Source organism: Nitrosomonas sp. Is35 (assembly GCF_033063295.1).
Taxonomy (GTDB): Bacteria; Pseudomonadota; Gammaproteobacteria; order Burkholderiales; family Nitrosomonadaceae; genus Nitrosomonas.
Map to the genome: position 1 here is coordinate 187,237 of NZ_JAWJZH010000001.1, position 26,183 is coordinate 213,419.

26 protein-coding genes and 1 CRISPR repeat array (1 of these 27 running past the window's edge) are annotated in these 26,183 nt (G+C 51.6%); of the genes, 15 read left to right on the forward strand and 11 right to left on the reverse strand.

The window, feature by feature from the left end; genetic code table 11:
- Positions 1 to 243: 243 nt before the first annotated feature.
- From R2083_RS00900 to mfd, 3 genes are all read right to left on the reverse strand, one after another.
- Positions 244 to 489, reverse strand: a complete 246-nt coding sequence (locus R2083_RS00900) for a hypothetical protein (protein ID WP_317537208.1) — start codon at positions 487 to 489, stop codon at positions 244 to 246.
- Positions 476 to 748 (reverse strand): BrnT family toxin, encoded by a 273-nt coding sequence (locus R2083_RS00905; RefSeq protein WP_317537209.1) that lies wholly within the window; start codon positions 746 to 748, stop codon positions 476 to 478. Before R2083_RS00905 ends, R2083_RS00900 begins: the two co-directional genes overlap by 14 nt.
- Before the next feature lie 119 nt (positions 749 to 867).
- Positions 868 to 4,332 carry a transcription-repair coupling factor gene (gene mfd, locus R2083_RS00910; protein ID WP_317537210.1) on the reverse strand — a complete coding sequence of 1,155 codons (3,465 nt, stop codon included), beginning with the start codon at positions 4,330 to 4,332 and terminating at the stop codon, positions 868 to 870.
- A 273-nt stretch (positions 4,333 to 4,605) separates the two neighbouring features.
- Here mfd and R2083_RS00915 point away from each other — a divergent pair, with 273 nt between their 5' ends.
- Together R2083_RS00915 and R2083_RS00920 are read left to right on the forward strand one after the other, a co-directional pair.
- Positions 4,606 to 5,427, forward strand: coding sequence for a TRAP transporter TatT component family protein (locus R2083_RS00915; RefSeq protein ID WP_317529694.1), 822 nt, complete (start codon positions 4,606 to 4,608; stop codon positions 5,425 to 5,427).
- A 129-nt stretch (positions 5,428 to 5,556) separates the two neighbouring features.
- Positions 5,557 to 6,156 carry a histidine phosphatase family protein gene (locus R2083_RS00920; RefSeq protein WP_317529695.1) on the forward strand — a complete coding sequence of 200 codons (600 nt, stop codon included), beginning with the start codon at positions 5,557 to 5,559 and terminating at the stop codon, positions 6,154 to 6,156.
- Positions 6,157 to 6,180: 24 nt separating this feature from the next.
- On the opposite strand, the gene R2083_RS00925 is transcribed toward R2083_RS00920, so the two are convergent.
- A protein-coding gene (locus tag R2083_RS00925) for an IS5 family transposase (RefSeq protein WP_317530936.1) occupies positions 6,181 to 6,944 on the reverse strand; the annotation gives its coding sequence in 2 pieces (ribosomal slippage) (positions 6,181 to 6,629 and positions 6,629 to 6,944; 765 coding nt in all).
- Between the two features lie 179 nt (positions 6,945 to 7,123).
- Between R2083_RS00925 and R2083_RS00930 the strand changes: the two genes are divergently transcribed.
- Positions 7,124 to 7,369 (forward strand): type II toxin-antitoxin system Phd/YefM family antitoxin, encoded by a 246-nt coding sequence (locus R2083_RS00930; RefSeq protein WP_090314772.1) that lies wholly within the window; start codon positions 7,124 to 7,126, stop codon positions 7,367 to 7,369.
- 122 nt (positions 7,370 to 7,491) lie between these two features.
- Here the strand turns inward: R2083_RS00930 and R2083_RS00935 are convergent, their stop codons facing one another.
- The 7 genes from R2083_RS00935 to R2083_RS00965 form a co-directional block, all read right to left on the reverse strand.
- The gene (locus R2083_RS00935) at positions 7,492 to 8,748 is read right to left on the reverse strand and encodes an MgtC/SapB family protein (RefSeq protein ID WP_317537211.1); all 1,257 of its coding nucleotides are present in this window, start codon (positions 8,746 to 8,748) and stop codon (positions 7,492 to 7,494) included.
- On the reverse strand, positions 8,738 to 10,522 hold the full coding sequence (recJ, locus tag R2083_RS00940; RefSeq protein WP_317537212.1) for a single-stranded-DNA-specific exonuclease RecJ: 1,785 nt from the start codon (positions 10,520 to 10,522) through the stop codon (positions 8,738 to 8,740). Before recJ ends, R2083_RS00935 begins: the two co-directional genes overlap by 11 nt.
- A gap of 27 nt (positions 10,523 to 10,549) precedes the next feature.
- Positions 10,550 to 11,398 (reverse strand): HlyC/CorC family transporter, encoded by an 849-nt coding sequence (locus tag R2083_RS00945; protein ID WP_132427214.1) that lies wholly within the window; start codon positions 11,396 to 11,398, stop codon positions 10,550 to 10,552.
- Positions 11,399 to 11,446: 48 nt separating this feature from the next.
- Positions 11,447 to 11,914 carry an rRNA maturation RNase YbeY gene (gene ybeY, locus R2083_RS00950; protein ID WP_411172370.1) on the reverse strand — a complete coding sequence of 156 codons (468 nt, stop codon included), beginning with the start codon at positions 11,912 to 11,914 and terminating at the stop codon, positions 11,447 to 11,449.
- 6 nt (positions 11,915 to 11,920) lie between these two features.
- Positions 11,921 to 12,925: a PhoH family protein gene (locus tag R2083_RS00955; RefSeq protein ID WP_317537213.1), complete on the reverse strand. Its 1,005-nt coding sequence runs from the start codon at positions 12,923 to 12,925 to the stop codon at positions 11,921 to 11,923.
- Positions 12,926 to 13,009: 84 nt separating this feature from the next.
- A complete protein-coding gene (miaB, locus tag R2083_RS00960) occupies positions 13,010 to 14,338 on the reverse strand; it encodes a tRNA (N6-isopentenyl adenosine(37)-C2)-methylthiotransferase MiaB (RefSeq protein WP_317537214.1) in 1,329 nt (442 codons plus the stop codon).
- 18 nt (positions 14,339 to 14,356) lie between these two features.
- Positions 14,357 to 14,725, reverse strand: coding sequence for a hypothetical protein (locus tag R2083_RS00965; RefSeq protein ID WP_317529700.1), 369 nt, complete (start codon positions 14,723 to 14,725; stop codon positions 14,357 to 14,359).
- 162 nt (positions 14,726 to 14,887) lie between these two features.
- Here R2083_RS00965 and R2083_RS00970 point away from each other — a divergent pair, with 162 nt between their 5' ends.
- From R2083_RS00970 to cas2e, 12 genes are all read left to right on the forward strand, one after another.
- Entirely contained in the window at positions 14,888 to 15,871 is a 984-nt protein-coding gene (locus tag R2083_RS00970) for a helix-turn-helix transcriptional regulator (RefSeq protein WP_317537215.1), read from the forward strand.
- Between the two features lie 215 nt (positions 15,872 to 16,086).
- The gene (locus R2083_RS00975) at positions 16,087 to 16,482 is read left to right on the forward strand and encodes an HIRAN domain-containing protein (RefSeq protein ID WP_317537216.1); all 396 of its coding nucleotides are present in this window, start codon (positions 16,087 to 16,089) and stop codon (positions 16,480 to 16,482) included.
- Between the two features lie 125 nt (positions 16,483 to 16,607).
- Positions 16,608 to 19,385, forward strand: a complete 2,778-nt coding sequence (cas3, locus tag R2083_RS00980) for a CRISPR-associated helicase Cas3' (RefSeq protein WP_317537217.1) — start codon at positions 16,608 to 16,610, stop codon at positions 19,383 to 19,385.
- Positions 19,382 to 21,019: a type I-E CRISPR-associated protein Cse1/CasA gene (casA, locus tag R2083_RS00985; protein WP_317537218.1), complete on the forward strand. Its 1,638-nt coding sequence runs from the start codon at positions 19,382 to 19,384 to the stop codon at positions 21,017 to 21,019. The genes cas3 and casA overlap by 4 nt, the downstream gene beginning before the upstream one ends.
- Before the next feature lie 19 nt (positions 21,020 to 21,038).
- On the forward strand, positions 21,039 to 21,551 hold the full coding sequence (gene casB, locus R2083_RS00990; protein ID WP_317537219.1) for a type I-E CRISPR-associated protein Cse2/CasB: 513 nt from the start codon (positions 21,039 to 21,041) through the stop codon (positions 21,549 to 21,551).
- A 32-nt stretch (positions 21,552 to 21,583) separates the two neighbouring features.
- Positions 21,584 to 22,639, forward strand: coding sequence for a type I-E CRISPR-associated protein Cas7/Cse4/CasC (gene cas7e / locus R2083_RS00995; RefSeq protein ID WP_317537220.1), 1,056 nt, complete (start codon positions 21,584 to 21,586; stop codon positions 22,637 to 22,639).
- A gap of 5 nt (positions 22,640 to 22,644) precedes the next feature.
- Entirely contained in the window at positions 22,645 to 23,370 is a 726-nt protein-coding gene (gene cas5e / locus R2083_RS01000) for a type I-E CRISPR-associated protein Cas5/CasD (RefSeq protein WP_317537221.1), read from the forward strand.
- 1 nt (position 23,371) lies between these two features.
- Positions 23,372 to 24,103 carry a type I-E CRISPR-associated protein Cas6/Cse3/CasE gene (gene cas6e / locus R2083_RS01005; RefSeq protein WP_317537222.1) on the forward strand — a complete coding sequence of 244 codons (732 nt, stop codon included), beginning with the start codon at positions 23,372 to 23,374 and terminating at the stop codon, positions 24,101 to 24,103.
- A gap of 129 nt (positions 24,104 to 24,232) precedes the next feature.
- Positions 24,233 to 24,493 (forward strand): hypothetical protein, encoded by a 261-nt coding sequence (locus R2083_RS01010; protein WP_317537223.1) that lies wholly within the window; start codon positions 24,233 to 24,235, stop codon positions 24,491 to 24,493.
- The gene (locus R2083_RS01015; protein WP_317537224.1) at positions 24,480 to 24,902 is read left to right on the forward strand and encodes a type II toxin-antitoxin system VapC family toxin; all 423 of its coding nucleotides are present in this window, start codon (positions 24,480 to 24,482) and stop codon (positions 24,900 to 24,902) included. Before R2083_RS01010 ends, R2083_RS01015 begins: the two co-directional genes overlap by 14 nt.
- Positions 24,902 to 25,813 carry a type I-E CRISPR-associated endonuclease Cas1e gene (cas1e, locus tag R2083_RS01020; RefSeq protein ID WP_317537225.1) on the forward strand — a complete coding sequence of 304 codons (912 nt, stop codon included), beginning with the start codon at positions 24,902 to 24,904 and terminating at the stop codon, positions 25,811 to 25,813. Before R2083_RS01015 ends, cas1e begins: the two co-directional genes overlap by 1 nt.
- Positions 25,794 to 26,090: a type I-E CRISPR-associated endoribonuclease Cas2e gene (gene cas2e, locus R2083_RS01025; RefSeq protein WP_317537226.1), complete on the forward strand. Its 297-nt coding sequence runs from the start codon at positions 25,794 to 25,796 to the stop codon at positions 26,088 to 26,090. Before cas1e ends, cas2e begins: the two co-directional genes overlap by 20 nt.
- A 60-nt stretch (positions 26,091 to 26,150) precedes the next feature.
- A CRISPR array of direct repeats spans positions 26,151 to 26,183; the repeat unit is 29 nt; unit sequence GTGTTCCCCACGCCCGTGGGGATGAACCG; it runs 4,211 nt beyond the window's last position.

Below are 26,183 nucleotides of genomic sequence, written 5' to 3' on the forward strand. Positions count from 1 at the left end.
TTCAGTTATTAGTGCTCAACTTCTGCACCAACTACCTAACCCGCATCACCCGCTTATTCACATCCTCAATCTTCACCAGAATTTTCAATCGATCCTGGCCGGAGAGCGAGTATTCGCCGCTGCTTTGAATCAGTTAGATGATTTTTATGGGATCGATCGGCGGGTTGGGGATGAATTGCACTTGAATGCTGTCGGCGCTGGCGTTGATGCGCTAATATCACGGTGATTCCTGTTATCCCAATATTAACTGGATTTGCCCGGCTGCTGGGTTAAGTTGATCAAAGTTTTTGTTTCTTCCAGTAAATGCCGCAGAGCATTGTTAACCGCTTCATCGTTCGGGAAAGCTTTCGCGATGTCGGGCTCAAGAAGCACCACGTTGGTTTCTACCTTGATACGGCTGGCATATTTTCCGCGAATAATTTTACCGAAATCAGACCGTTTGTATTCCGGTCTTAGCTCGTCTGTCACTTCAGATTTAACCTTCTTCATAAATTTTCTTCTCCGTATTTGTAGCCAATCGTGCTGATATGATTCTAATCGTATCACCGCTTTCCGTATGCGCCACCGCGAGTAAACGTCCTTGGGAGGAAATGCCGAATGTTACATATCGCTCCTCGTTTTCCGAATGATCGGGATCATGAGTAGTCGCAGAAAATACATCGCGCAATGCACTGGATGCTTCTTCAAAAGTGACACCATGTTTACGATGGTTAAGCGCAGCTTTCTTGGCATTCCACTCAAAGTGCATAAAGACCGATGTGCCTCCGCTTTTAATGAAATCGCTTTAGAAAATACTTTCCAACTGACGGTTAAGTTATCACAAAATACGTCTGAATAGCGTTTCGCAGGTGGTTTTTCAACGGTCTGTTAATTGTTAGTGCCCAACTTCTGCACCAACTCCTTAATCCGCATCACCCGCTTATTCACATCTTCAATCTTCACCAGAATTTTCAGCCGATCCTGACCGGAGAGGGAATATTCGCGGCTACTTTGGATCAGTTGGATGATTTTGAGCGGGTCGATCGGCGGGTTGGGGATGAATTGCACTTGGATGCTGTCGGCGCTGGCGTCGATGCGGGTGATGCCGAGCGGTTTTGCGATGATGCGCAGGCGGTGGCAGTCGAGCAGGGCGCGCGCCGGGTTGGGCAGCAGGCCGAAGCGGTCGATCAGTTCGCGTTGCATGTCGTCGAGCTGGTCGTTGTCGGTGCAGTTGGCCATGCGTTTGTACAGCACTAGGCGTTCGTGGATGTCGTGGCAGTAATCTTCCGGCAGCAGCGCGGGCACGTGCAGGTTGATTTCGGTGGCGACGCCCAATGGGTGCTGCATGTCGGGTTCCTTGCCTTGCTTGAGCGATTGGATCGCGGTATCCAGCATCGAGCTGTACAGGCTGAAGCCGATTTCCTGCATTTCCCCGCTTTGCGATTCGGAGAGCACCGCCCCAGCACCGCGGATTTCCAGGTCGTGCATCGCCAGATAAAAGCCGGAGCCGAGTTCTTCCATCGCTTGAATCGCTTCCAGACGTTTCTTGGCTTGTCCGCCGAGCGCTTCTTCCGGTGGTGTGAGCAAATACGCGTAAGCCTGATGATGCGAACGCCCGACTCGTCCGCGCAATTGGTGCAGTTGCGCTAGGCCGAATTTGTGCGCGTTGTTGATGATGATGGTGTTGGCGCTCGGGATGTCGATGCCGGTTTCGATGATGGTGGTGCACAGCAGAATGTTGAAGCGCTGCTGATAAAAGTCGCGCATGACGTGTTCCAGTTCGCGTTCCGGCATTTGCCCGTGGGCGACGTTGATACGCGCTTCCGGCAGCAGGCCGGACAGTTTCTCGTACATCAATTGGATGCTGCTGACTTCGTTGTGCAGGAAATAAATCTGCCCGCCGCGTTTCAGTTCGCGCAAGCACGCTTCACGGATGATGCCCATCGAAAAGCTGCTGACAAAGGTGCGGATGGCCAAGCGGCGCTGCGGTGCAGTGGCGATGATGGAGAAATCGCGCAGCCCTTCCAGTGACATCGCCAACGTGCGCGGGATCGGCGTGGCGGTCAGCGTCAGCACGTCGACTTCGGCGCGCAGTTTTTTGAGCTGTTCCTTTTGCCGCACGCCGAAGCGGTGCTCTTCGTCGATGATGACCAAGCCCAGATTTTTGAAATGCACGTCTTTCTGAATCAGTTTGTGCGTGCCGATGATGATGTCGATTTCGCCTTTCCCAAGACCGGCCAGCGCTTGCGTTTGCTCCTTCGCGGAACGGAAGCGTGACAATTCGGCGATTCTGACCGGCCATTGATCGGCGATCAAGCCGAAACGGTCGGAGAAATTCTGGAAATGCTGTTCCGCGAGCAGCGTGGTCGGCACCAGCACCGCGACTTGCTTGCCGTCGGCCACCGCGATAAATGCGGCGCGCAACGCCACTTCGGTTTTGCCGAAGCCGACATCGCCGCAAATCAGCCGATCCATCGGCTTACCGGAAGTTAAATCACCGATCACCGCATTGATCGCTGCCGCCTGATCGGCTGTTTCCTCAAACCCGAAACCTTCGGCAAAGGCATCGTAATCATGTTGCCGCAGCGTAAATTGATGGCCTTCGCGCGCGGCGCGTTGCGCATACAGATTCAGCAATTCCGCCGCGGTATCGCGCACCTGCTGCATCGCTTTACGTTTGGCTTTGTCCCATTGGCTGCTGCCGAGCTTGTGCAGCGGCGCGGATTCCGGCGCGGCGCCGCTATAGCGGCCGATCAGATACAGCTGCGAGACCGGCACGTACAATTTGTCGCCGCCTTCGTATTCCAGCGCCAGAAATTCGCTCATTTCGCCCGGCTCACCTTCGCCCACATCCATGCTGACCAAGCCGAGATAGCGTCCGATGCCATGCTGTTCATGCACCACCGGATCGCCCGGTTTGATTTCCGACAAATCGCGCAGGATGTTGTCGGTCGATGTGGTCTTGCGCGATTCACGCTCGCGCCGCCCATGCACATGCGTGGCGTACAATTCGCTTTCGGTGATGAAAGCCAGTTTTTCGGGCGCATCGATGAAACCGGTATGCAGCGGCGCGACACTCAGCATGAAGGATTGCGCGCTATTCAGAAACTGAGCGTAGTCCTGGCAAAGATCCGGATGCAAATCGTATTGATGCAAATACTCGGCAATCAATTCGCGCCGCCCCATGCTTTCCGCCAGCAACAGCACCCGGCCGCCGGTCATCTTGAACTGTGCGATGAACACTGCCAGTTTTTCCAGCGGGTTTTCCACATGCCGGTTGACTTGCACCGATGGCAACGGTGCGGTAGTTTTGGGCGCGGCCAGTTTGACATCCTGTCCGTTGGACAAAATCTCAATGCGTCCATACGGCTTGAGCTGGCCGAAGAAGCTATCGCTGGTCAGGAATAATTCAGCCGGAGGCAGCAACGGCCGGTCGCTATCGCCGCGCAACAATTGATAACGCGACTGGGTGTCGTGCCAGAATTCGTCGATCACCGGACGCACATCCTGGTGCAGGCAGAGCAAGGTGTTTTCGGGTAAATAATCAAACAGTGTGGCGGTTTGCGTAAAGAACAGCGGCAAATAATATTCGATGCCTGCAGGCGTCAGGCCTTTGCTGATGTCCTTGTAGATTTGTTTTTTCGACGGATCGCCTTCGAATTTCTCGCGGAAATTGCCGCGAAAGCAAGTGCGGCCGGCTTCGTCGAGCGGGAATTCGCGCGCGGGTAACAAGCGGATTTCCTTGACCGGATAAATACTACGCTGCGTGTCGACATCGAAGGTGCGGATGGTGTCGATGTCATTGTCCAGCAAATCGATGCGGTACGGTAGCGGGCTGCCCATCGGGTACAGATCGATCAAGCCGCCGCGCACGCTGTATTCACCCGGTGAGAAAACTTGCGTGACATGCGAGTAGCCCGCTAGCGTCAACTGACTGCGCAATCCCGCAACATCCAATGTTTCGCCTTGTTTCAGAAAGAACGTATGCGCAGCGAGGTATTCGCGCGGCAGCATGCGGTAGAGCGCCGTCGTCAACGGTGCGATCAGCACATCGCAAGCGCCATTCATGACCTGATAGAGCGTGGCCAGACGTTCCGAGACGAGATCGTGATGCGGCGAGAACGTATCGTACGGCAGCGTTTCCCAATCCGGCAGCAAATGCGTTCTCAGTTCCGGCGCAAAATAGGGAATTTCTTCCAATAGCCGCTGCGCATCTAGCGCGTTCGCTGTGATGATGGTGACCGGTTTCGCTTGCTGTGCCAATTGCGCCAGAAACAGCGCGTCACTGGAGCCATCAAAATGAGCGTAACGTAAAACGGTGCCGAGTGCGGGTAGAGTGTGCTTTTGTTGCATAGTGAATGTGCCAGTTGCCATGCCGGAAAATGCAGCGTGCGCGCAGAAACCGGCGTGAAATCGAAAGCATCATATTATATGCCAGTTTCAAGATGCCTTTCTTTTAGGAACAAGTTGCGGTGGTGGATTAACTATAAAAGTGCAAATTGTTGTGTTATTTGTCATTTGAAATTGCGTTGGATAGCGCTATTCTTAATACGCCGGTCATAAATGGCTGGTATTTATCGTAGAATATTAAATAGCTTAGCCGGTGGAAAGAATATGAGTGCTTTCATGAAACTGAATATGTGGCGATTGGAACAAAAAATAATGCTGTTTACGTACAGGATGATTGCGGTGGCGTGTTTGACGGCACCGGCTTTTGCGCAAAATGTTTCCGCCACGGCATTAACCACCGAGAATCAACAAAAAATTGAACTGGCCGTGTGGAAGTATGCCATCGATACACCCTTATTGTTGAGCACGATCGACTGGTTTCGCGACCTGACGCGCAATTCGCGCGAATCGGCCGCCATTGCCGAGCTTTCCCGTCTGGAGTTCATGCGCGCGCAACTCGAGCTGGATTCAAACCGCCGCATTCAATTGTTTGAGAATTGTATTGCGATTGCAGACCAGTCACTGGCGCTGAACGCGAATGACGTGCGCGGACTTTTCTGGAAAGCTGCCGCGATGGGAAAAATGGCCGAGAGCAGCGGCATTGTAAGTGCGCTGAGAATGATCGGACCGATGGAGAAAATGCTGTTGAAAGTGGTTGCGCTGGACGAGCAATACGAGAACGCCGGAGCGCATCGCGCGCTGGGTCGCATTTATCACAAACTACCCGGATTTCCCATCAGTTTTGGCAGTAACCAAAAAGCCCTGATGCACATGAAACGGGCGCATGAACTGTTTCCGCGCGATGTCATCACACGCGCTTTTTACGCCGAATTGCTGTACGACGTCGGCAGAAAAGAAGAGGCGCGCAAGCATGCGAATTTTGTGCTGGCGACACCGATCGCCGATGAGGATGCATTGGAATTTTCCGAGTATGTCGATATCGCACTGGACGTGATCAAGAAAACCGGCGGCTCTGAATTCAGAGTTGGTAATTACTAACTTCCTCCCGAACAAGGGCTATCTGCGCACTGCGGTGCGGCATCCGGTTTTCTTTTTTGATCTAACTTGCTTCTCCACTGAGCAAATCAGCTACACTAGCGCATCTCTCTAATATCCTGGCAAAGTTTTATGACAGAAACAGTGATCGATTTGATCCGCCACGGTCAGCCTGCGGGCGGACGCCGCTATCGCGGCCACGGTGTGGACGATCCGCTCAGCGAGAAGGGCTGGTCGCAAATGTGGCATGCCGTCGGAAACTATAATGACTGGAACCACATCATCACTTCCCCGCTGCAACGCTGCCAGGCGTTTGCATTTGCACTCGGAGAACGTCACGGCATCGACGTTACGGTCGAATCGCGCTTCAAGGAAGTCGGATTCGGCGAATGGGAAGGGCTCAGCCACGATGAAATCAAGATTGGCCGTGTTACTGACTATCAGGCTTTCCTGCGCGATCCGGTCAACTGCCGCCCGCCCGGCGCCGAACCGCTCGATGATTTTATCCAGCGCGTCAGCTCCGCCTATGAAGAAGCGATCGAACGCTACCACAGCAGCCATTTTCTGATCGTCGCACATGCCGGCGTGATGCGCGCAGTTGTTGCTAAAACTGTGCATGCCGCCCCGGCTGGGCTGTATCGAATCAAGATCAGCAACGGCGGGATAACGCGCATTCGCCAGACCGAAACGGGTGGTGTGCTGGAATTGTTGAATGGGAAGTTGTCAGGTTGAATAACAATTTCTCTTTAGGGCCTGTTAACACAATCTGATTGCTTCGACGATGAGAGCGAAGTGGATAAAGGAGATGAAGACGACATCGAGCTTATCGAACCTGGAGAAGATGCGGCGAAATCCCTTGAGCCTTCTGAACAATCGTTCGATCTCGTTGCGTTTTTTGTACATGGCACGGTTGTATTCCCAGGGTGACAAGCGATTTGCTTTGGGCGGAACAACCGGGATGTAACCCAAATCTAGTGCCAGTTGCCGGGTTTGGTCGCCCTCATAAGCACGATCCATCAGCAGGTAGGTGGGCGTATTGACGGGACCGAGGGAAAGCAAAAGCTGCCTGCCCTCTGGCGCATCGTGGGCGTGACCGGGCGAGAGGGCAAAGCTTATGGTTGTTCTGGAATCTGCGGCAACCAGATGAATTTTGGTGGTCCATCCACCTCGAGATTTTCCGATGGATTGGGGGCCGTTTTTTTTAACGCACCCGTACCGTCGGGATGGACTTTGATGCTGGTGCTGTCCAGCGAAACAGTTTCAATACGGATACGGATGATTTGCTGATGCTGAAGTTGCCCAAATACATGGCTCAGTACACCACTCTTTGCCCAGCGATTCATGCGGGTATAGATGGTATGCCAGTTGCCGAATCGCTTGGGAAGTCCTCGCCACTTGCAGCCATGCTCGGCAACGTAAAGAATGGCATTGAGAACTTGCAGATTGGAATGGCTGACGTTGCCACGCTGACGCGGCAGGCAGTGCTCGATCTGTTGATATTGAGTTTCGGTGATTTCCATCACCAAATTATATCAAATAGCGTTAACAGGCCCTAGATAAGCGATATAGATCTCCCCTAAGACCCAGAGTCTGACAGCAGTAAAGTTTAAGTAATAGGCATTCCTAACTTTCTAATATATTGCTTGATATAATGAAATACCTATAATGTACATACTTTATGTACATTATAGGTTCTCCCATGACTTCAGTGAATGTGACTGAATTACGCCAGCATTTACCCGAATACCTTAAACAAGTGCAAGCAGGCGAAGCAATTGCAATCACTTTGCACGGCAAAACCATCGCCCATATCATTCCCGATCACGCAAAAAGCGAACGTGAAGCAGCGCTGAGTCGTTTGGATGCGCTGCGCGGCACGGTTATTGTTGGTGACATCCTTGCGCCTCTGGATGAAGAATGGCTGGGTGATGCTGATCATCTGTGATACGCAATTTTGTTATTTTGGGCAGATCGCTGCGAGCGCTTGACGATAGCCGCTCAACAGGCTGTGGAGCATGGCCTGGCGGGTGGTAAGCTGGCTTGCGCTGCATTTGGTGATCACTGTTTCTAAATGAACAACAACGCCAGCCCGAGACCGGCGGCGCAGGCCAGCATGCCGGATACGCATTGTCTGGCGAGAAAGCGGCTGCCGATGAAGAAAATCAGGCCGAGTTTGAAGCCGATGTTGGAAAGTATCGCGAGTGTGATTGCGGTGATCGCTTGATTTGCTTCCAGCTTACCCAGCTCGAACAGATGCAGGCTCGATAACGTAATGGCGTCGACATCGGTCAGGCCGGAAACGAGCGCGACGGCGTACAGGCCGCTGCTGCCGGCGATATCGGAAAGCCAGGTGGAAAAAAACAGCACGCTGCCGTAGATCAATCCGAAAGTTGTTGCGGCGCGCAATTCGGTGGGGTTTTTGATTTCCGGTACGGGCATTTCATGTTGGTGACTGAGCTTGAACCACCAGTATGCCGTGATGCCTGCTCCGAGCAGGAAGCCGCTGCCGAGCACAGGGAGCAACTGCGGCAGAATGGCAGGCGAGGCAACCGCGCTGATGATCGATAAACGGAGCAGCACCGTTAAATTGGCAATCAGAATGACAATTGCGGCGAGTTGTGTGAAGTTCTGGTTTTCCGCGCTGCGGCGCGCATAAACCAGTGTCGTGGCGGTACTGGATACCAGCCCGCCGAATAAACCCAGTATCACGCTATGTTGCTGGCCGATCAGTTGCAATGCGACGTAACCCGCCAGACTGACGCCGGAGATGAGGACTACCATCAACCAGATCTGGTGCGGATTGATCGCTTCATACGGACCGAAATACTTGTCCGGCAGAATCGGCAGAATGATAAACGTCAGCACGGCAAATTGCAGTATCGAAATTAAATCGCGCCGGGTCAGTTTCTCCGTTATGCCGTGCAATTCCGCTTTGAAGTACAGCAATACCGTGGTGATGATGGCCAGCATGACGGCCAAGGTATCGTTGCCGTACCACACCGAAGCACCCAATCCGTAGCAGACAAGAATCGCGGCGATCGTGGTGGTGCCCGGATCGGCGTTGTCGTCCTTGACGCGGGAATACGCCGCCACCATCATCAAGCCAACGATGAATAAACCGCCGAGCAATAACCACGGCGTGGCTTTTTCCGACAGCATGGCAGCCAATGTGCCGAACATCGCGACCAAGGCGAATGTTCTCAATCCGGCGCGCGAGCCGGGATTGCGTTCGCGTTCCAATCCGATCAATAAGCCAATCGCAAGGCTGGTCAGGAAATGCGGTAAAGCGGCCAATTCGCCATTCAACGTGAATTCAGTGTGCATCGCCGGTCACCGGGTTATCTGCGTGGAACCAATGCTCCAGCAGGAATTGTAAGGATGATTTGCCATTATATTCATTGATCTGTAATCGATAAACCGCATCGATCACATCCGGCAGCGGGTCGTTGTGGAAAAACAGAATGCCGTCGTAGGTTTCAGCCGATTTCCGCGCGGCTTGCGCTGCGTCACCGGCACCTGCAGAGTGCAGTTTTTTTAGCTTCAATTTCAAATGTTTTTCCCCGACGATGCGTTGGCTTTCGACATAAAAGCGCGCATTAAACGACGGCTGCGGGAAACCTTGCCCCCACACCTGGCGTTCGAGCGTTTCCGCCAGTTCCAATTTGATTTCGGAAAGCTCCAGATCGCCGTCGGTTTCAATCACGCGCGTCAAATCGGCAGGTGTCAGCAGCGTTTGCGCAACCTGCTCGAACGCCGCGCGGAATGCTTCAAAAGCATCGCTGTGAATGGTCAACCCGGCAGCGGCTGCATGGCCGCCGAATTTGCGGATCAGCTCGGGGTGTTGTTTGGATACCAGATCGAGCGCGTCGCGCAGGTGAAAACCGTTGATTGATCGGCCCGAACCTTTGATTTCACCGTCGTTGCCGGGTGCGAAAATGATCACCGGGCGGTGATATTTGTCCTTGATACGCGACGCGAGGATGCCAATGACGCCTTGGTGCCAATCGGCATCGAACAAACAAATGCTGTAAGCGCTCTGGATGTCCGGCTGGCGTGCATTGAGCGTATCTTCCAGCTTGACGAGCGCGCTTTCCTGCATGGCCGATTCGATTTCGCGCCGTTGCCGGTTCAGTTCGTCCAGTTGCTTGGCGATGTCGGCCGCATACGCCTCGTCATCGGTGATCAGGCACTCGATACCCAGCGACATATCGTCCAGCCGCCCCGCAGCATTCAACCGCGGCCCCAGCATGAAGCCCAGGTCATAAGTGGATATTTGCCGGGCATCGCGCCGCGAGACCTGCATGAGCGCATTGATACCGGCGCAAGCCTTGCCTTTGCGGATACGTTGCAAACCTTGCTGCACCAGAATACGGTTATTGCTATCCAGCTTGACCACATCGGCGACGGTTCCCAACGCCACCAGATCGAGAAAGCTGGCGAGATTCGGTTCCTGGCCTGCCGCAAAAGCGCCGCGCTGACGCAACTCGGCGCGCAGTGCGAGCATCAGGTAGAAAATGACGCCCACTCCGGCGATGCTTTTGCTCGGAAAAGGGCAGCCGGGCTGATTGGGATTGACAATGGCCAGTGCCGCGGGCAATTGATCGCCGGGCAGATGATGATCGGTAATCACCACCTGCATGCCCAATTGATTGGCTTCAGCCACGCCATCCACGCTGGCGATGCCGTTATCGACCGTGATCAGGACATCCGGTTGTTTGGAGGCATGCGCCAGGCGCACGATTTCCGGTGTCAAGCCGTAACCGAATTCAAACCGGTTCGGCACCAGATAATCCACGTTAGCGCCGAACTTGCGCAAGATGCGCATACCGGTGGCGCACGCGGTTGCACCGTCGGAATCGTAATCGGCAATGATCAGCAGGCGTTTTTTTGCTGCGATGGCATCGGCCAGCAAGGCTGCCGTTGCGGTGATATTTTTCAGCTGACCGAACGGGATCAGGCGCGTCAGTTCAGTTTCGAGCTGGCTGGAATCCTCAATGCCACGCGCGGCGTAAATACGCGCCAGTACCGGAGGCAATCCGCTACCGCTGAGTGTCTGGAAACTGTGCGGATCATACGGACGGATGGTGATTTTGGGCATGCTGATGCGGAAATAGGATAAGTATCCTCATTCTGCCGGGGTTTCTACTGTTGCGGCAAGCTTTTCCACCTTCAGTACGTGCAAGCGGCGGCTATCGGCGCGTTGCACGGTGAATTTAAATGGGCCGATGATGGCCGATTCGTTACGCACGGGTAAACGGCCGAACTTGCTGAGCACCAAACCGCCAATCGTGTCGAAGTCTTCGTTGCTGAAGTTTGCGCCGAGCACTTCATTGAAATTATCGATCTCGGTGATCGCCTTGACGCGGTAGCGTCCGTCCGCTTCCATGACGATATTGTCCTCTTCTTCGTCGAAGTCGTATTCGTCCTCGATTTCCCCGACGATCTGTTCGAGCACGTCCTCGATCGTCACCAATCCGGCCACACCGCCGTATTCATTGACGACAATCGCCATATGATTGCGGTTGCTGCGGAAATCCTTGAGCAATACATTCAGCCGTTTGGATTCGGGGATGAAAACCGCCGGGCGCAGCATGTCGCGGATATTGAATTCTTCCGGATCAGCGTAATAACGCAGCAGGTCTTTCGCCAGCAGAATGCCGATGATTTCATCCTCGGAACCTTCAATGACGGGAAAGCGCGAATGTGCGGCTTCGATGACAAACGGAATGAATTGCTCGGGTTTCTTGCTGATGTCGACGACATCCATTTGCGAACGCGGCACCATGATATCGCGTGCCTGCATTTCGGAAACTTGCATGACGCCTTCGATCATGCTGAGAGCGTCGGAGTCCAGCAGGTTGCGCTCAAAGGCGGAGTGTAACAGGGTAATCAGTTGTTCGCGGTCTTCCGGTTTGCGGATCAGCATGGCGCCTAATCGCTCTAACCAGCCGCTTTTAGGTGAAGGGTCATCCATAGTGTTTAAGAATTTGCATGGGTAAAAATAAAAAAAGGGAATGCATGATTATTGCGTTGCAACGGCGCCAGCTGGTTCACCGTAAGGATCCGCGTAGCCCAGCGCCGCCAGTATGCGGGTTTCCAGTTGTTCCATTTCCGCTGCATCTGCGTCTTCAATATGATCGTAACCTTGTAAATGCAGCACGCCGTGCACGGTCAAGTGCGCGTAATGCGCCAGCAGGTCTTTATGCTGTTGCTGTGCTTCCTGGCTGACAACCGGCATGCACAGCACGATATCGCCGGTCAGCGGTTGCATATCGTCATAAACAAAGGTCAGCACGTTGGTCGCATAATCCTTGCCGCGGAATTGCTGGTTTAACTCTCGCCCTTCGGCTTCGTCCACCAGCCGTAATACGATCTCGGCTTCTTGCATCAGCGCGGCTTTGACCCAGCGGCGGAACTGCGGCCGGGTGGGTACAATGGAACTGTCCGTTGCATATTGCACCATCAGTTTGAACGGTTTCTTTGTCTGCAAGGCGAATCAGGATTCCTGCTGCTGTTTGTCGTGTTTCTCATAGGCATTGACAATGCGCTGTACCAGAGGATGCCGCACCACGTCCTCGGATAGAAAACGGGTAAACGCGATGCCACGTATGTCCTTGAGCACCTGTTGCGCTTCCACTAATCCGCTTTTCTGATGTTTCGGCAGATCGACTTGCGTCACATCACCGGTAATGACCGCTTTGGAGCCCAAGCCCATGCGCGTCAGAAACATTTTCATCTGCTCCGGCGTCGTGTTTTGCGCTTCATCCAGAATGATGAACGACTGGTTCAAGGTGCGTCCGCGCATGAAAGCCAGTGGTGCGATTTCAATCGTATTGCGTTCAAATTGTTTGGCGGTTTTATCGAAACCCATTAAATCATACAACGCATCATAGAGAGGGCGTAAATAAGGGTCGACTTTCTGGGTCATATCGCCGGGTAGAAAGCCCAGACGCTCTCCCGCTTCCACGGCCGGGCGCACCAGAATCAAACGCGACACCAGACCGCGTTCCAATGCATCGACCGCGCTGGCGACCGCCAGATAGGTTTTGCCGGTACCGGCTGGACCGATGGCGAACGTAATATCGTGTTCCTGGATTTGTTGCAGATATTTTGACTGGCGCGGTGTGCGGCCATGTAAATTGCTGCGGCGGGTTAACAAGGTGAGCGCGGCGGGTTGCTTGGCGCCGGTGCCGTCGTCGTGGCTGGGGCCGCTGATTTGATCGGATGTATCGTGCGGATTCAGCACTTCAATCAAGCCGAGCTGGATTTGCTCCAGACTGATATGGTGTTGCGACTGATCGTAAAAATTGCGTAGCGCTTGCGCCGCCAGTTGGGTCTGCCCGGATTTTCCCGATACGCTGAAATGTTCGCCGCGCCGGGAGATCGTGACATCCAATGCGGTTTCAACTTGCTTGAGATTCTCATCCAGCGCGCCGCACAAATTGGCGAGACGTTGGTTGTCGGCGGGTGTGAAAGAAATTTCCAGGGGTGTCGGTTTCAAAGTTGGCTGTTGCAGTTACGATAACGCGATTCTCTCAGCGGGCGCGATACTTTGCAAGCGCAAAACTTTGCCGTGGATGTGTTTTTATCCATGCACAATTTCGCCGCGCAGCGTATGCGACCGTGCTTCGGTGATGCGTACGTTGACAAAACTGCCCACCAGTGTGGGATCGCTGGCCAGATTAACAACGCGGTTGTTATCGGTGCGCCCGAAAAACTCATCGGCATTTTTTTTGGAGATACCTTCCAGCAACACACGCTGTATCGATCCGACCATTCCCAAGCTGATTTTGCGGGCTTGCTGGTTAATTTGCGCTTGTAAGCGTTGCAGCCGCTCCAGCTTCACTTCCGGCGGTGTATCGTCGGGCAGATCGGCTGCGGGTGTGCCGGGGCGGGGGCTGTAGACGAAGCTGTACGATTCGTCGAAATTCATGTCTTCGATCAGTTGCATCGTCGCGTTGAAATCCGCTTCGGTCTCTCCCGGAAAACCGATGATGAAGTCGGAGGACAGCGAAATATCCGGGCGGATCGCGCGCAGCTTGCGGATGATCGATTTGTATTCCAGCACGCTGTAGCCGCGCTTCATTGCCGCCAGCACCCGGTCGGAACCGGATTGCACCGGCAAGTGCAGGTGGTTGACCAATTTAGGCAGCTGGCTGTAAGCCTGAATCAAACGCGTGGTGAATTCTTTCGGGTGCGATGTGGTGTAACGGATACGTTCAATCCCCGGAATTTCGTGTAGATATTCCAGTAATAGGGCGAAATCGGCAATCTCGCCGTCGTCCATGGTACCCAGGTAGGCGTTGACGTTCTGTCCCAGTAAGGTGATTTCCTTGATGCCCTGATCCGCGAGAATGGCGATTTCGGTCAGCACATCGTTCAACGGGCGCGACACTTCTTCGCCGCGCGTATACGGTACCACGCAGAAACTGCAATACTTGCTACATCCCTCCATGATCGAAACGAACGCCGTAACCCCTTCGGTGCGGGCAGGCGGCAGATGGTCGAATTTTTCGATTTCGGGGAAAGAAATGTCCACTTGCGAACGGCCGGTGGCTTTGCGCGTTTCGATCAATTGCGGCAAGCGATGCAGGGTTTGCGGCCCGAATACCACGTCGACGTACGGCGCGCGGCTGACAATTGCCTTGCCTTCCTGGCTGGCGACACAACCGCCGACGCCGATCAGCAAATTGGGATTATTTTCCTTCAGATGCCGCACCCGTCCCAGATCATGAAACACCTTTTCCTGCGCTTTCTCGCGCACCGAGCAGGTATTGAACAAAATGATATCGGCCTGCGCCGGATCGTCGGTGGATTCCATGCCATAGGCGGCGTGCAGGACATCGGCCATTTTCTCCGAGTCGTACTCGTTCATCTGGCAGCCGAAGGTTTTGATATAAAGCTTGTTACTCACGAATTATTTAGCGTTGTGTTAAAAAAAGAAAAAACGTTTTTTCGGTTTCGGTATCTGCTGCCCTTCGCTTTCCGCTTCCTTGACTTCGCCGGGCGTCAGAATCCAGACCCGGTGCAGATTGCCCATTGTATCCAATTGAAAGCGGATCAAACCGATATAGTTCGCCGTAGACGGCAGAATAATCATATTATCGATCCCCCGGATCTGCCCGCCCGCGCCCATCGTCATTTGCTGCCCGTTGATGGTGAAGTGCGGAAAAGCCACCGCCGTCAGGTTGCCCAATTGACTATTGGGAGGAAATTTCCGGGTTTGCTGGCTAAAAGCGGAGTGCGATAGCATGCTCAATACGAAAATCAATAGCAAGGATATCGCCTGCGTTTCTTTCATAGTTTTACTGAATGGCAACGGGATAAAAACAAACGGATAAACGGTACGAAACAGGGGTTTGAATCTTGACCGGCACCTGATGTTTCCGAGGACCTTATGATACGCTAAAGAGAAATTCCGTATCAACGAATTTGTAGCTTTCGCATTCATTGAAATCAATTTATGGGCAATCTCCAGCGAATCTATCAATTGCACCGCATATTGGCGTCCCGCACCCTGCCGGTGTCGCATCAAACGCTCGAACAACTGCTGGAATGTTCCCGGGCCACGGTCAACCGCACCATCGAATCGCTGCGGCTGTATTTCAACGCGCCGATCCTCTATGACCGGGAACGCAACGGTTATTACTACGATACGCAGGGAAAAACCGTGTTTGAATTGCCCGGTGTTTGGTTTGATGCGCAGGAATTGCACGCGCTGCTCACCATGCAGCAGCTGCTGGAACAAATTCAGCCGGGCTTGCTCGCCCTGCAACTCAAGCCGATGCAGGAACACTTGAAAAAGATACTGGCAACCCAGCAACTGAACGATCCGGATGCGATCAAGCGCATCCGCATTTTGACCATGTTGAGCAGGCAACCGGCCTTGCAGCATTTTCAGTCTGCCGCCAGCGCGGTGTTGCAACGCAAGCAACTCGACATCGTCTATCACGGCCGTGGCCGCGATCAGCAAACCGAACGCATCGTTTCACCGCAGCGGCTCACGCATTACCGCGACAACTGGTATCTCGACGCCTGGTGCCACAAGCGCGAGGCACTGCGCAGTTTCGCCGTGGAACGCATCGCCGCGTGCCAGATGCTCGATCACGCAGCCCGTAACATCACCGACAATGAACTCAATGGCCATTTCGCTTCCAGTTACGGTATTTTCGCCGGTCAGGCAAAACATACCGCAGTGTTGCGTTTTACCGCCGAACGCGCCCGCTGGGTCGCGGATGAACAATGGCATCCGCACCAGCAAGGCCAATTTCTGCTCGATGGCAGTTACGAGTTGCGTATCCCGTACGCCAATGAAACCGAACTGGTGATGGATATCCTCAAGCACGGAGCGGCGGTCGAAGTCATCGCGCCGGAAGCGTTACGCCAAACTATTCTGCAAAACTTACAGCAAGCGCAGGAGAATTATTTACCCAAGCAGAAAGAGTGAAACTTGCACGAAACGCCGCTCGTACCGAACAGCGAAACAGCGCTGCAAGCGGTTAAAACCCAAAACAACTGAGTAAACTGTTGCGCAATTTTGAAATGCAAAGCTTGTGTAAATGACCGGGATTAGAAAAAGCTGAAAAGTAAAATTCACAGGCTCAGGTTTTGAGCCTGCTGCTTGGGATAATGCAAAAGTGTCATTTTCAATGGAGAAACACCATGTCCCGGCGCGTATTCCTGCAATCATTCACCGCTCTACTCGGCGGATTTGCCTTCCCTGCGCTGCTGCAATCCAAACCGGAGTTAAATCAATGGAAAACCCTGCAAATCTCACCAGTGGCGGGATTTCAGTATCACCACGGCGAAACCCTCTGGCCGCAACTCGCCACCCGCCAAACGGTCACGCTGATTCGCGAACCCAGTAACCGCTTCGACCAACGCACTGTCCGCATCGACTGGCAAGGCGAAAAACTCGGTTACATCCCCGCAAAAGACAATGCCGCCGTCTCGCAACTGTTGGACCGTGGCGAAACAATGTCGGCTTTGATCGTAGGGTTGAAAAAAAGTAATAATCCGTGGGAGCGGATTGAAGTGGAGGTGAGGTGGAGAACATGACGATTTTTATCGCGAAAAGATCGATCCAAACGGAGGCATTAATGAATGAACTGTATCGGTTTCTAAATCTGTAATGAAAATATAATTCTTAACATCAAAAAGAGCATTGATATAAAGAAGAAAATATGAGAAATCCAATTTTTGATTATTGGGGTAAAGCTGATCCTAACTATCCGGGCGAGCAGAAATGGCATCCGCTGCCTTATCACTGTTTGGATGTGGCGGCAGTGGGATTTGAATATTTAAACCAGGAAAAAGCTATTTCTGATTGGTTTTGTAGTGAACTGAACTGCAATCATTCCGATTGGCTACAATGGACCTCTTTCTGGCTAGCTCTGCATGATTTGGGTAAATTCAGCGAAGCTTTTCAGTCACAAAAATCCGAATTATTTGAAGTGTTGCAAGGGCGCAAACCCAATTCGGGAAAATCCTATACCGAGCGCCATGACTCATTAGGGCAGTGGTTGTGGTGCGATTATCTTGCCGACCATGCAATTGAGAATGGTTGGTTTGGTGAAATAACAGAAGCACAAATGCCCAATCTCGATATTTGGATGAGGTCGGTTACAGGGCATCATGGTCAGCCACCGAAAGTGCTTCCTGCTTTCTGTGATATTAGCGGCTATTACTCTAAGTCAGATAAAAAAACATCACTTGCCTTTGTCGAAGCCATGCGTGAACTGCTATTTCCATGGACAGCAGCAAATGTGCCCACCGCACTCGATGCTACCAAGTTTGAGCATGTCAGCCATACATTGTCTTGGTGGTTTGCTGGGATTACTGTATTGGCTGATTGGCTTGGTTCCAATACCGATTATTTTCCTTATCATGCTGTACATATGTCTTTAGAGGAATACTGGCGCTATGCGCGTCAGCAAGCAAAGAAGGCATTAAATGATAGTGGCGTGGTATCCCATAAAGTTGTTGCAAATCTCACTTTCTCCGATCTTTTTAAAAAAATTCCGATTCCTTCCCCGTTGCAGCAGTGGGCGATAGATACAGACATATCAGGAGAACCACAGATTTTTTTGCTGGAAGACGTAACCGGTGCGGGGAAGACAGAGGCCGCACTGACACTTACTTACCGCTTAATGGCTAAAGGCACAGCAAACGGTTTCTTCATTGGGCTGCCCACGATGGCTACTTCTAACGCAATGTACGATCGAACAGCCAATTTTTACAAGGTATTATTTGAAGGCGATGCCAATCTGGTATTAGCCCATGGTAGCCGCCAACTGGTAGAAAGTTTTGCGAAATCTATTCTTCCCCGTTCACATACTAAAGATGATCCTGAACAACAGGATGAAACAGCATCGGCGCGCTGCACGGCATGGTTGGCTGATCACAATAAGCGCGCATTATTATCTCAAGCAGGTGTCGGTACCATAGACCAAGTTTTGCTTGGGGTGTTGCACAGCAAGCACCAATCCCTTCGGCTGCTCGGCTTGTTCCACAAAGTGCTGATCGTAGATGAAGTTCATGCCTGCGATGCTTATATGCAAGGTGTGCTGGAAGCGCTTCTGGAATTTCATGCGCGCGCTGGCGGCAGCGCGATTCTGCTGTCGGCAACTCTACCGAATCAGATGAAACAAGCTTTCTTGAATGCTTATGCCAATGGACGCAACGGTCTTTGTCCAGATATTAAAAAAGATGAATACCCACTCGCAACAACTTGGCGCGTATCAAATACCGAGCCAGACGAGATTGCTTTAGCCACGCGCGAGGCCGTAAAACGTACCGTTGCTATTGATTACCGCCATCTACAAACCGAGATTGTGGCGATAATCGACGCGGCATTGGCTGCCGGGCAATGCGTCTGCTGGATACGCAATACCGTGACGGATGCCACGGAAGCGTTTGAATTATTCGCTGAACGTTTGCCGCAAGAAAAACTTATCCTGTTCCATGCCCGTTTTGCTTTGAGCGATAGGCTGGCGAAGGAGGAAGATATTCTCACCGCCTTTGGTTCAGATAGTAACGCAAGCAAACGCTCAGGTCGTTTAGTGATTGCAACCCAAGTGATCGAGCAATCACTGGATGTGGATTTCGATCTGCTGATCAGCGACTTAGCGCCGATTGATCGCTTGATCCAAAGAGCCGGACGTTTACGGCGGCATAATCGCGATACATCCGGCAATCGCTTAACAATTGGCGAACCGGATCAGCGGGGTATGTCGCTCATGATGGTTTTTGGTCCTGCATGGAGTGACGAGCCAACAGCACATTGGTTTAAAAATGCGTTCCCCAGAGCTGCGGGAGTCTACCCCGATCATTCACAACTGTGGCTAACGGCCAAAGCCTTGCGGGCGGGCAAGTTCACTATGCCAGAAGATGCGCGCACTTTAATCGAAAATGTGTTTGGTGGTGCTTCAGAAATACCGAAAAACTTGCAACGGAATAGCCTCAGCGCTCAAGGACAACAAATGGCGGAAGCCAGTCTGGCAAAAATGAATGCCTTGAATTTTGCAACGGGTTATCGTCGTGGAGATGTAATGGATTGGTGGAGTGAAGTCAAAACACCATCGCGTCTGGGTGACGCCAGCGTCAATGTGTTGCTGGCCCGCTGGATTGGCGGGCAACTACTACCGTGGGCAGAGCACTCAACTCATGCCTGGGCGTACAGCACAGTACGTGTAGCTGAACGTTTGCTGACCAGTGTTCCGCAGCCTGAAGACAGCATCCTTCAGCAGGAATTGCTACGCATCACAGACCAGCTACCAAGCAAAGGCAAATGGTCAATCCTGTTGGCATTGGAACAAACCGAGACCGGATGCTGGCAAGCGCAGGCATGGAGTGGAGAAAGTCCGGGGCGGCCAGCACAACTTTGCTTGTGGGAATATGATGGCGAAATGGGGCTGCGACTGGTGGCAGATGAAAAATCTACAATTGAGGAGACGGAATGAACCTGCTGGATGAAGTCTGGATACCTGTGCACCGCAAGAACGGTATTCAGGATTGGATAGCGCCGTGGCAGATCGGCGAGCCGGAGATTGTTGCGCTGGACGCCCGGCGGCCAGATTTTAACGGCGCTTTAGTACAGTTTTTGATTGGCTTGGTGCAGACCACGACACCGATGAATAGTCATGTCGAGTGGCAACAGTGGTATGACGCACCACCTTCGGCGGAAACCTTGAAAGACTGGTTTGCACTAGTAGAAAACGCTTTTGAATTCGAGGGTGATGGTGCGAGATTCATGCAGGATTTCAGTTTGCGCACAGATAGCGAGAAAGATTCAGAATTCAACGATATCGGTTCCCTCTTGATTGAAGCGCCAGGCGATAACTCACTCAAGGAAAACAAGGATCATTTCATTAAACGTGGATTCGCTTCCGGCTTGTGTCCTCACTGTGCTGCAACGGCACTGTTTACCCTGCAAACTAATGCACCAGGCGGAGGAAATGGGCATTACACCTCACTTCGAGGAGGCGGTCCATTGACCACATTGATCGTTGCGACACCTGTCCGTTCGCTTTGGCATACGGTTTGGTTGAATGTGCGTGAACGCGCTTCTTTTCTTGGAAATTGCGGCGATGCCAGCAAAATTGCGCCACATTTTATTTTTCCTTGGCTCGCGGATATGCACTCGATACAGGCTGCCGGAGGAAAAACCGCTCCCATTCAAGTTCATCCTGCTCATGTATTCTGGGGTATGCCTCGCCGGATTCGGCTTGATCAGGATAACACCGTCAGTGGTCGTTGCGATACCTGTGGCCGTGAATCGGAGAAGTTAGTGACTCGTTACATTACCAAGCCAAAAGGTTTTGATTACAAGGGAGCATGGAAGCATCCGTTGTCACCGTACTATGAGAGCAAGCCAGAAGAATGGTTGCCTATGCATCCTCAGCCGGGTGGATTGGGCTACAAGCTTTGGTTGGGCTGGGTTCTCGGGGTGCAGGGAGACAAGAAAAAAATCCAACCTGCCTCACAAGTTTCGCATGTGCTGGGTAGCAGAAGACTCAAAGGGCAATTCAGACTATGGGTCTTCGGTTATGACATGGACAACATGAAAGCCCGCTGCTGGTATGAGTCTACTTTCCCATTATATGGTTTAGCTGAATGCAACAAGGATGGGCGCAAGCTGATACAAAAAGGTGTAGCGAACTGGATAACTGCCGCGGATCATGTTGCATTTCTATTGCGTTCAGCCGTTCGTTCGGCATGGTTCAGCGAAGGCGCGGAAGTTAAAGGCGAATGGGGATTTGTTGATGCTGCATTCTGGTCGAGAACCGAACCCGGGTTTTTTAGATTATTGAGCGATCTCATTGATCAGGCACAAAACGAGAGTGACGAAGATACATCCGCAAGATTGCAGCGTCCAAATAATCAATGGCGCACTGAGCTAATCGAGACAGCGCTAGAACTATTTGATGGCGAATTAGTTGGTTCTGCGCCCATTGAGCGGCAGAACCCGCGCCGTGTGGCGGAAGCACACAACCGGTTACGCGCCAATTTGTATGGCGACAAGCTAAAGGAAACTCTGGGATTACCAGTAGAAGCCAGAAAACCGGAGAAAAAATCTGTTAAGGCATCGACTTAAATCACAAGGAGAAAATTACGTGAGTAACAATATTTCATTTCGACCGGAAACCGTGTTGGGACAGGCTCTGCTGAAATGGTGGCAGGAACTGGACAATAATCGTGGAGATCGCGCTGAGTTGCGGCGCGCGCACAATTTAACGGCGATTACTCTGACAAGCGCCTACCAGCATTTGTATCGCATTCTCTTGTCGCGCGGGTGGCCTGAGGAAGGCAAACCGGAAAGCAATTGGCGAAACGAACGGCTCGCAGCCATTGCTGGTTTGCTCGCTCATATAAAAAGTCTGGATGAACGCAGTTTGCCGGTCATCATGTCTGAGGGAGAGCGACCGCCTTTTTCCGAATTGCGCTTCCGTCGCCTGTTGGAATCCTCTTCGTTGGATGAAGTGTTTAGCGGTTTGCGCCGGGCGTTGCCATTAGTCGCTTATCAGGTCAATGCATTGGAATTGGCAAATGATGTTTTGTTTTGGAGCGATGGCGTAAAAAAACGCTGGGCTTATACCTATCGCTGGCCCGCCAAATCGGCAGTTTGAATCTTATCTTTCTTTAAATAATGGAGAATGCAATGTCGCGTTTTGTTCAGCTTCACCTGCTTGTCAGCTATCCACCTTCGAATCTCAACCGGGACGATACAGGGCGACCCAAAACCGCCATGATTGGCGATGCCAATCGATTAAGAATTTCGTCCCAAAGCCTTAAGCGCGCATGGCGGACATCGGATGTATTTGAAAGTACACTTCAAGGGCATATCGGTATTAGAACCAAGGAAATGGGTGAAAAAATTTATGATATGTTTTTGAAGAAGGAAGTATCGGAAAAGAAAGCTCGTGAATGGGCAAAGCTAATTGTCGGTCAGTTTGGCAAATTAAAATCTGACAAAAAAACTGAAAATAACCAGGACTTGCACATTGAGCAGTTGGCACACTTTGGTCCCGAAGAGCAGGCTGCCATAGAAATACTGATGGATAAGTTGTCAGTATCGGGTGAAAATCCAACAGAAGAAGATTTGAAGCTGCTGAGGAAACCTCGTCAAGCAGCGGATATTGCCATGTTTGGCCGCATGCTGGCATCGTCGCCCGCCTTCAATGTTGAAGCCGCCGTTCAAGTAGCCCATGCCATTACCATCCACAAGGTAGCGGTGGAAGATGACTACTTCAGCGCAGTCGACGATCTTAATCGCGGTGAAGAAGATGTAGGAGCCGGCCACATTGGCGAAGCCGGTTTTGGTGCCGGGGTTTTCTATCTCTATTTGTGTATCAATCGAGAACTGTTGCTTGAAAATCTGGGTAACGATGCTGCATTGACTGCTAAAACACTGCAAGCACTGGTGCACGCGGCTACCAAAGTTTCACCAACCGGCAAGCAAAACAGTTTTGCCTCGCGCGCTTATGCCGCCTATGCATTGGCTGAGAAAGGAGATCAGCAACCACGTTCGCTGGCGCAGGCATTTCTCAAACCAGTAACGGGCGGCGATATGCTGGAACGCGCAGTCAACGAGTTGACCAAGCGTTACAAGAATTTTGATGCCGTTTATGGAGCTTGTTCCGATAGCCGTTACCAGTTCAATGTGGAAACGGGCGAAGGTAACTTGCATGAGTTAGTGAAGTTTGTGACGGAATGACGACCATGGACTATCTGGTCTTTCAGTTACAGGCGCCGCTCTCTGCTTGGGGTGAAACTGCGGTTGGCGAATTCCGACCTACCGCAAACTATCCCAGTGAGTCCGCTTTATTAGGACTGCTGGCAGCAGCACTGGGGATACGCCGGGAAGAAGACTCACACGCTGCTTTGTGTAAGGGTTATGGCTTTGCTATCGGTGTACTGGCTTCAGGTCGATTACTCCGCGATTACCACACAGCGCAAGTACCAGGGCGAGTTGCGTTAAAAAATCGCCCTCACTACACCCGGCGAGACGAGTTTAACTTACCTAAGAACGATCTCAATACCATCCTTTCCACTCGCGACTACCGGCAGGATGCGGCAAGTCTGGTTGCGATCCAGATGCGTGACGGTGCGCCTCATACATTAAACGATCTAGCGCAGGCACTCGCAAAACCCCGCTTCACTCTTTATCTTGGGCGTAAAGCCTGCCCACCGGCATTACCGCTCAATCCGCAGATCATTCCGGCAGACAATGCGCAGACCGCTTTGCATGATTACCGCCAGAAACTTGCTGAGCGTAGCGGCGAAACAGTCTCCGCATTTGAGCGCATCGTCTGGGGTGAGGGGATTGAATCCGGTATGACTCACGATTTGGAAGTTGTGCGCAAGGATCGTTTGTTATCGCGGGAACATTGGCAATTTGGCGATCGTATCGAATACATTGCTTTAGCATCGCAAGGAGAGCAATAACATGTATTTCAGTCTTATTACTCCCTCACCCGGCGCAGAACGAGACGCTGCCATGCAATGGGCAAAAGGTCCTTACGGTGATCACCAGTGGTTGTGGCAGTTCTTAAAGGCAGAACCAGGCACTGAGCGGGATTTTTTATTTCGCCGACGTGATGGTGAAGATCATATGCCAGGTTTCTACGTAGTATCTGCACGTAAGCCACAATCATTTTTCGATGCTTGGCAAGTGCAAAGCCGCGATTACAATCCACAGTTACAAGAAGGGCAGTACCTATCTTTCGAATTAAGAGCCAATCCAGTTTTAGTGCATAAAGTAAACGGCATATCACGTCGTGCTGACGTGGTGATGCATGAGAAAAAACGCTTGTTAGGAGAACGTGGCCTGAATCGTTGGTCCGATTGGAAGAACACAGATGAAGCAAAACCGGCATTATATGAGTTAGTACAAGAAAGATGCTTGGATTGGTTGGAGCAACGTGCGGAGCAAGCAGGATTTCATTTGCTGACTCGTGAGTTACATGATCGCGAACGCGGCGCACATACAGAAAAATCTGTTCGAATCGATGGTTACACGCAACATCGAGGTGGGTGTAAAAATATTCGCTTCTCAACAGTTGATTTCGCAGGAGAACTGGAGATAACTAACGCATTAGCATTTCGCAAAACATTGCTAAGCGGAATTGGCCATGCCAAAGCCTTCGGTTGCGGCTTATTATTGGTTCGCAGATTATAAATTTACTCAAAAATGCGCATTATTGATGGACTGAGTCTGACAGATAATATTTTGACTAACTACAGTTTTCTTCCCATCGCCAGTACACAATGTTATAGTCTGTCCGACAAATTGTCAGACGAGGAGTGAATGATGAGAATAACGGTACGGATTGATGACAGCTATGAGCAAAAAATCAAAGTCATTCAGCAGAGAATGCAGCTTAATACCACGGATGTCATTAAACAGGCTATTGACTTGATGTATGAGCAAGCGGAATTAAGTGCAAAGGAAAAAAACTGGAAGTTAATAGAAATGTTGGCGGGTACAGCTAAAGGCCCGGAAGATCTATCGGTTAATTATAAAAAATATCTCGATCAGGACTGGAAAGAGAAGCATGGTATTAAGTGACACTGGATTTTGGCTTGCATTCTTTAACGCTAATGATCGGTTTCATGCAATGGCTGTAGAAAGAATGCAAAAGCTGGAAGAAGTTTTGATAACTACCTGGCCTGTCATCACTGAAACCAGTTATTTATTGGGTAAACGCCTGGGCGTTTCCAGTCAATTACGATTTATTTCGGTTTTAGAAACGGGTTATATCGAGGTTTTTGATCTGCAAACTTTACATTTAATCCGAATTCGCCAATTAATTAAACAATACGAAGATTTGCCCATGGATTTGGCTGATGCATCTTTAGTTTTGCTTGCAGAAGAATTAGGGCACGGTGAAATTCTTTCTACTGATGTGCGAGACTTCAAAACCTATCGCTGGAAGAATCATTATCCATTCCAGAATTTGCTGTTGCCCGATGACTGATGTTACCGCCGCTTAAACCCATTGCCATGAAAGAGCGTTTGTCGATTCTCTTTATCGAGAAAGGTCATCTGGATGTGCTCGACGGTGCATTTGTCGTTGTGGATAAAACGGGCGTGCGCACACATGTTCCGGTGGGCGGTGTTGCTTGTTTGATGCTTGAACCAGGCACGAGAGTCTCGCATGCGGCAGCAGCGCTGGCAGCCCGCGTGGGTACTTTATTGGTATGGATTGGTGAAGCAGGTGTGCGGCTTTATTCTTCCGGTCAACCGGGTGGTGCGCGTGCCGATCGGTTGCTATATCAGGCCAAGCTGGCTTTGGATGAAACGTTGCGTCTGAAAGTGGTGCGCAAAATGTATGCCATGCGTTTCGGTGAGGAACCGCCGGCTCGCCGCAGCGTTGAGCAATTGCGGGGAATCGAAGGCGCACGGGTACGAGAAACGTATAAGTTAATCGCAAAAAAGTATGGCGTGGAATGGAAAGCCCGAAATTACGATACCGGAGATTGGGATAAAGGAGATATCGCCAATCGCTGCTTGAGCTCGGCGACGGCCTGCCTTTATGGAGTGACGGAAGCGGCGGTGCTGGCTGCCGGTTACGCGCCTGCGGTAGGTTTTATTCATACCGGAAAGCCACTGTCTTTTGTTTACGATGTGGCGGATATTTATAAATTTGAAACCGTTGTTCCGCTGGCATTCAAAATTGCTGCAAAACACCCAGGCAATCCGGAGCAGCAAGTAAGGCTTGCGTGCCGGGACATATTCCGTGAAAGCAAGCTACTCGAAAGAATCATACCGGGTATTGAGGAAATGTTGTCCGCCGGTGAGATTTCCCCACCTGCTGCACCTAATGATGCCGTGCAGCCAGCCATACCGAATCCTGAGAATCTAGGCGATGCTGGTCATCGTGCTTGAAAACGCACCACCCCGGTTGCGCGGGCGTCTGGCAATCTGGTTGCTGGAAATTCGCGCAGGTGTTTATGTTGGAAACTACTCGGCTAAAGTACGCACTTACATTTGGGATCAAGTTGAGCAAGGGCTTGAAGATGGCAACGCCGTGATGGCATGGCGTACCAATAACGAAGCGGGTTTTGATTTTGTAACACTCGGCACTAATCGAAGAATTCCGACCGAAATTGACGGCGCAAAACTGGTTTCGTTTTTACCTGAAGAAAAGGAAAACGCTCCTTAAAAATTTGGTAGAATTCAGGCACTCCTTTTATCGCTGATATTTCAGCGAGATAGAAGAAGTGTGTTCCCCACGCCCGTGGGGATGAACCGGCTG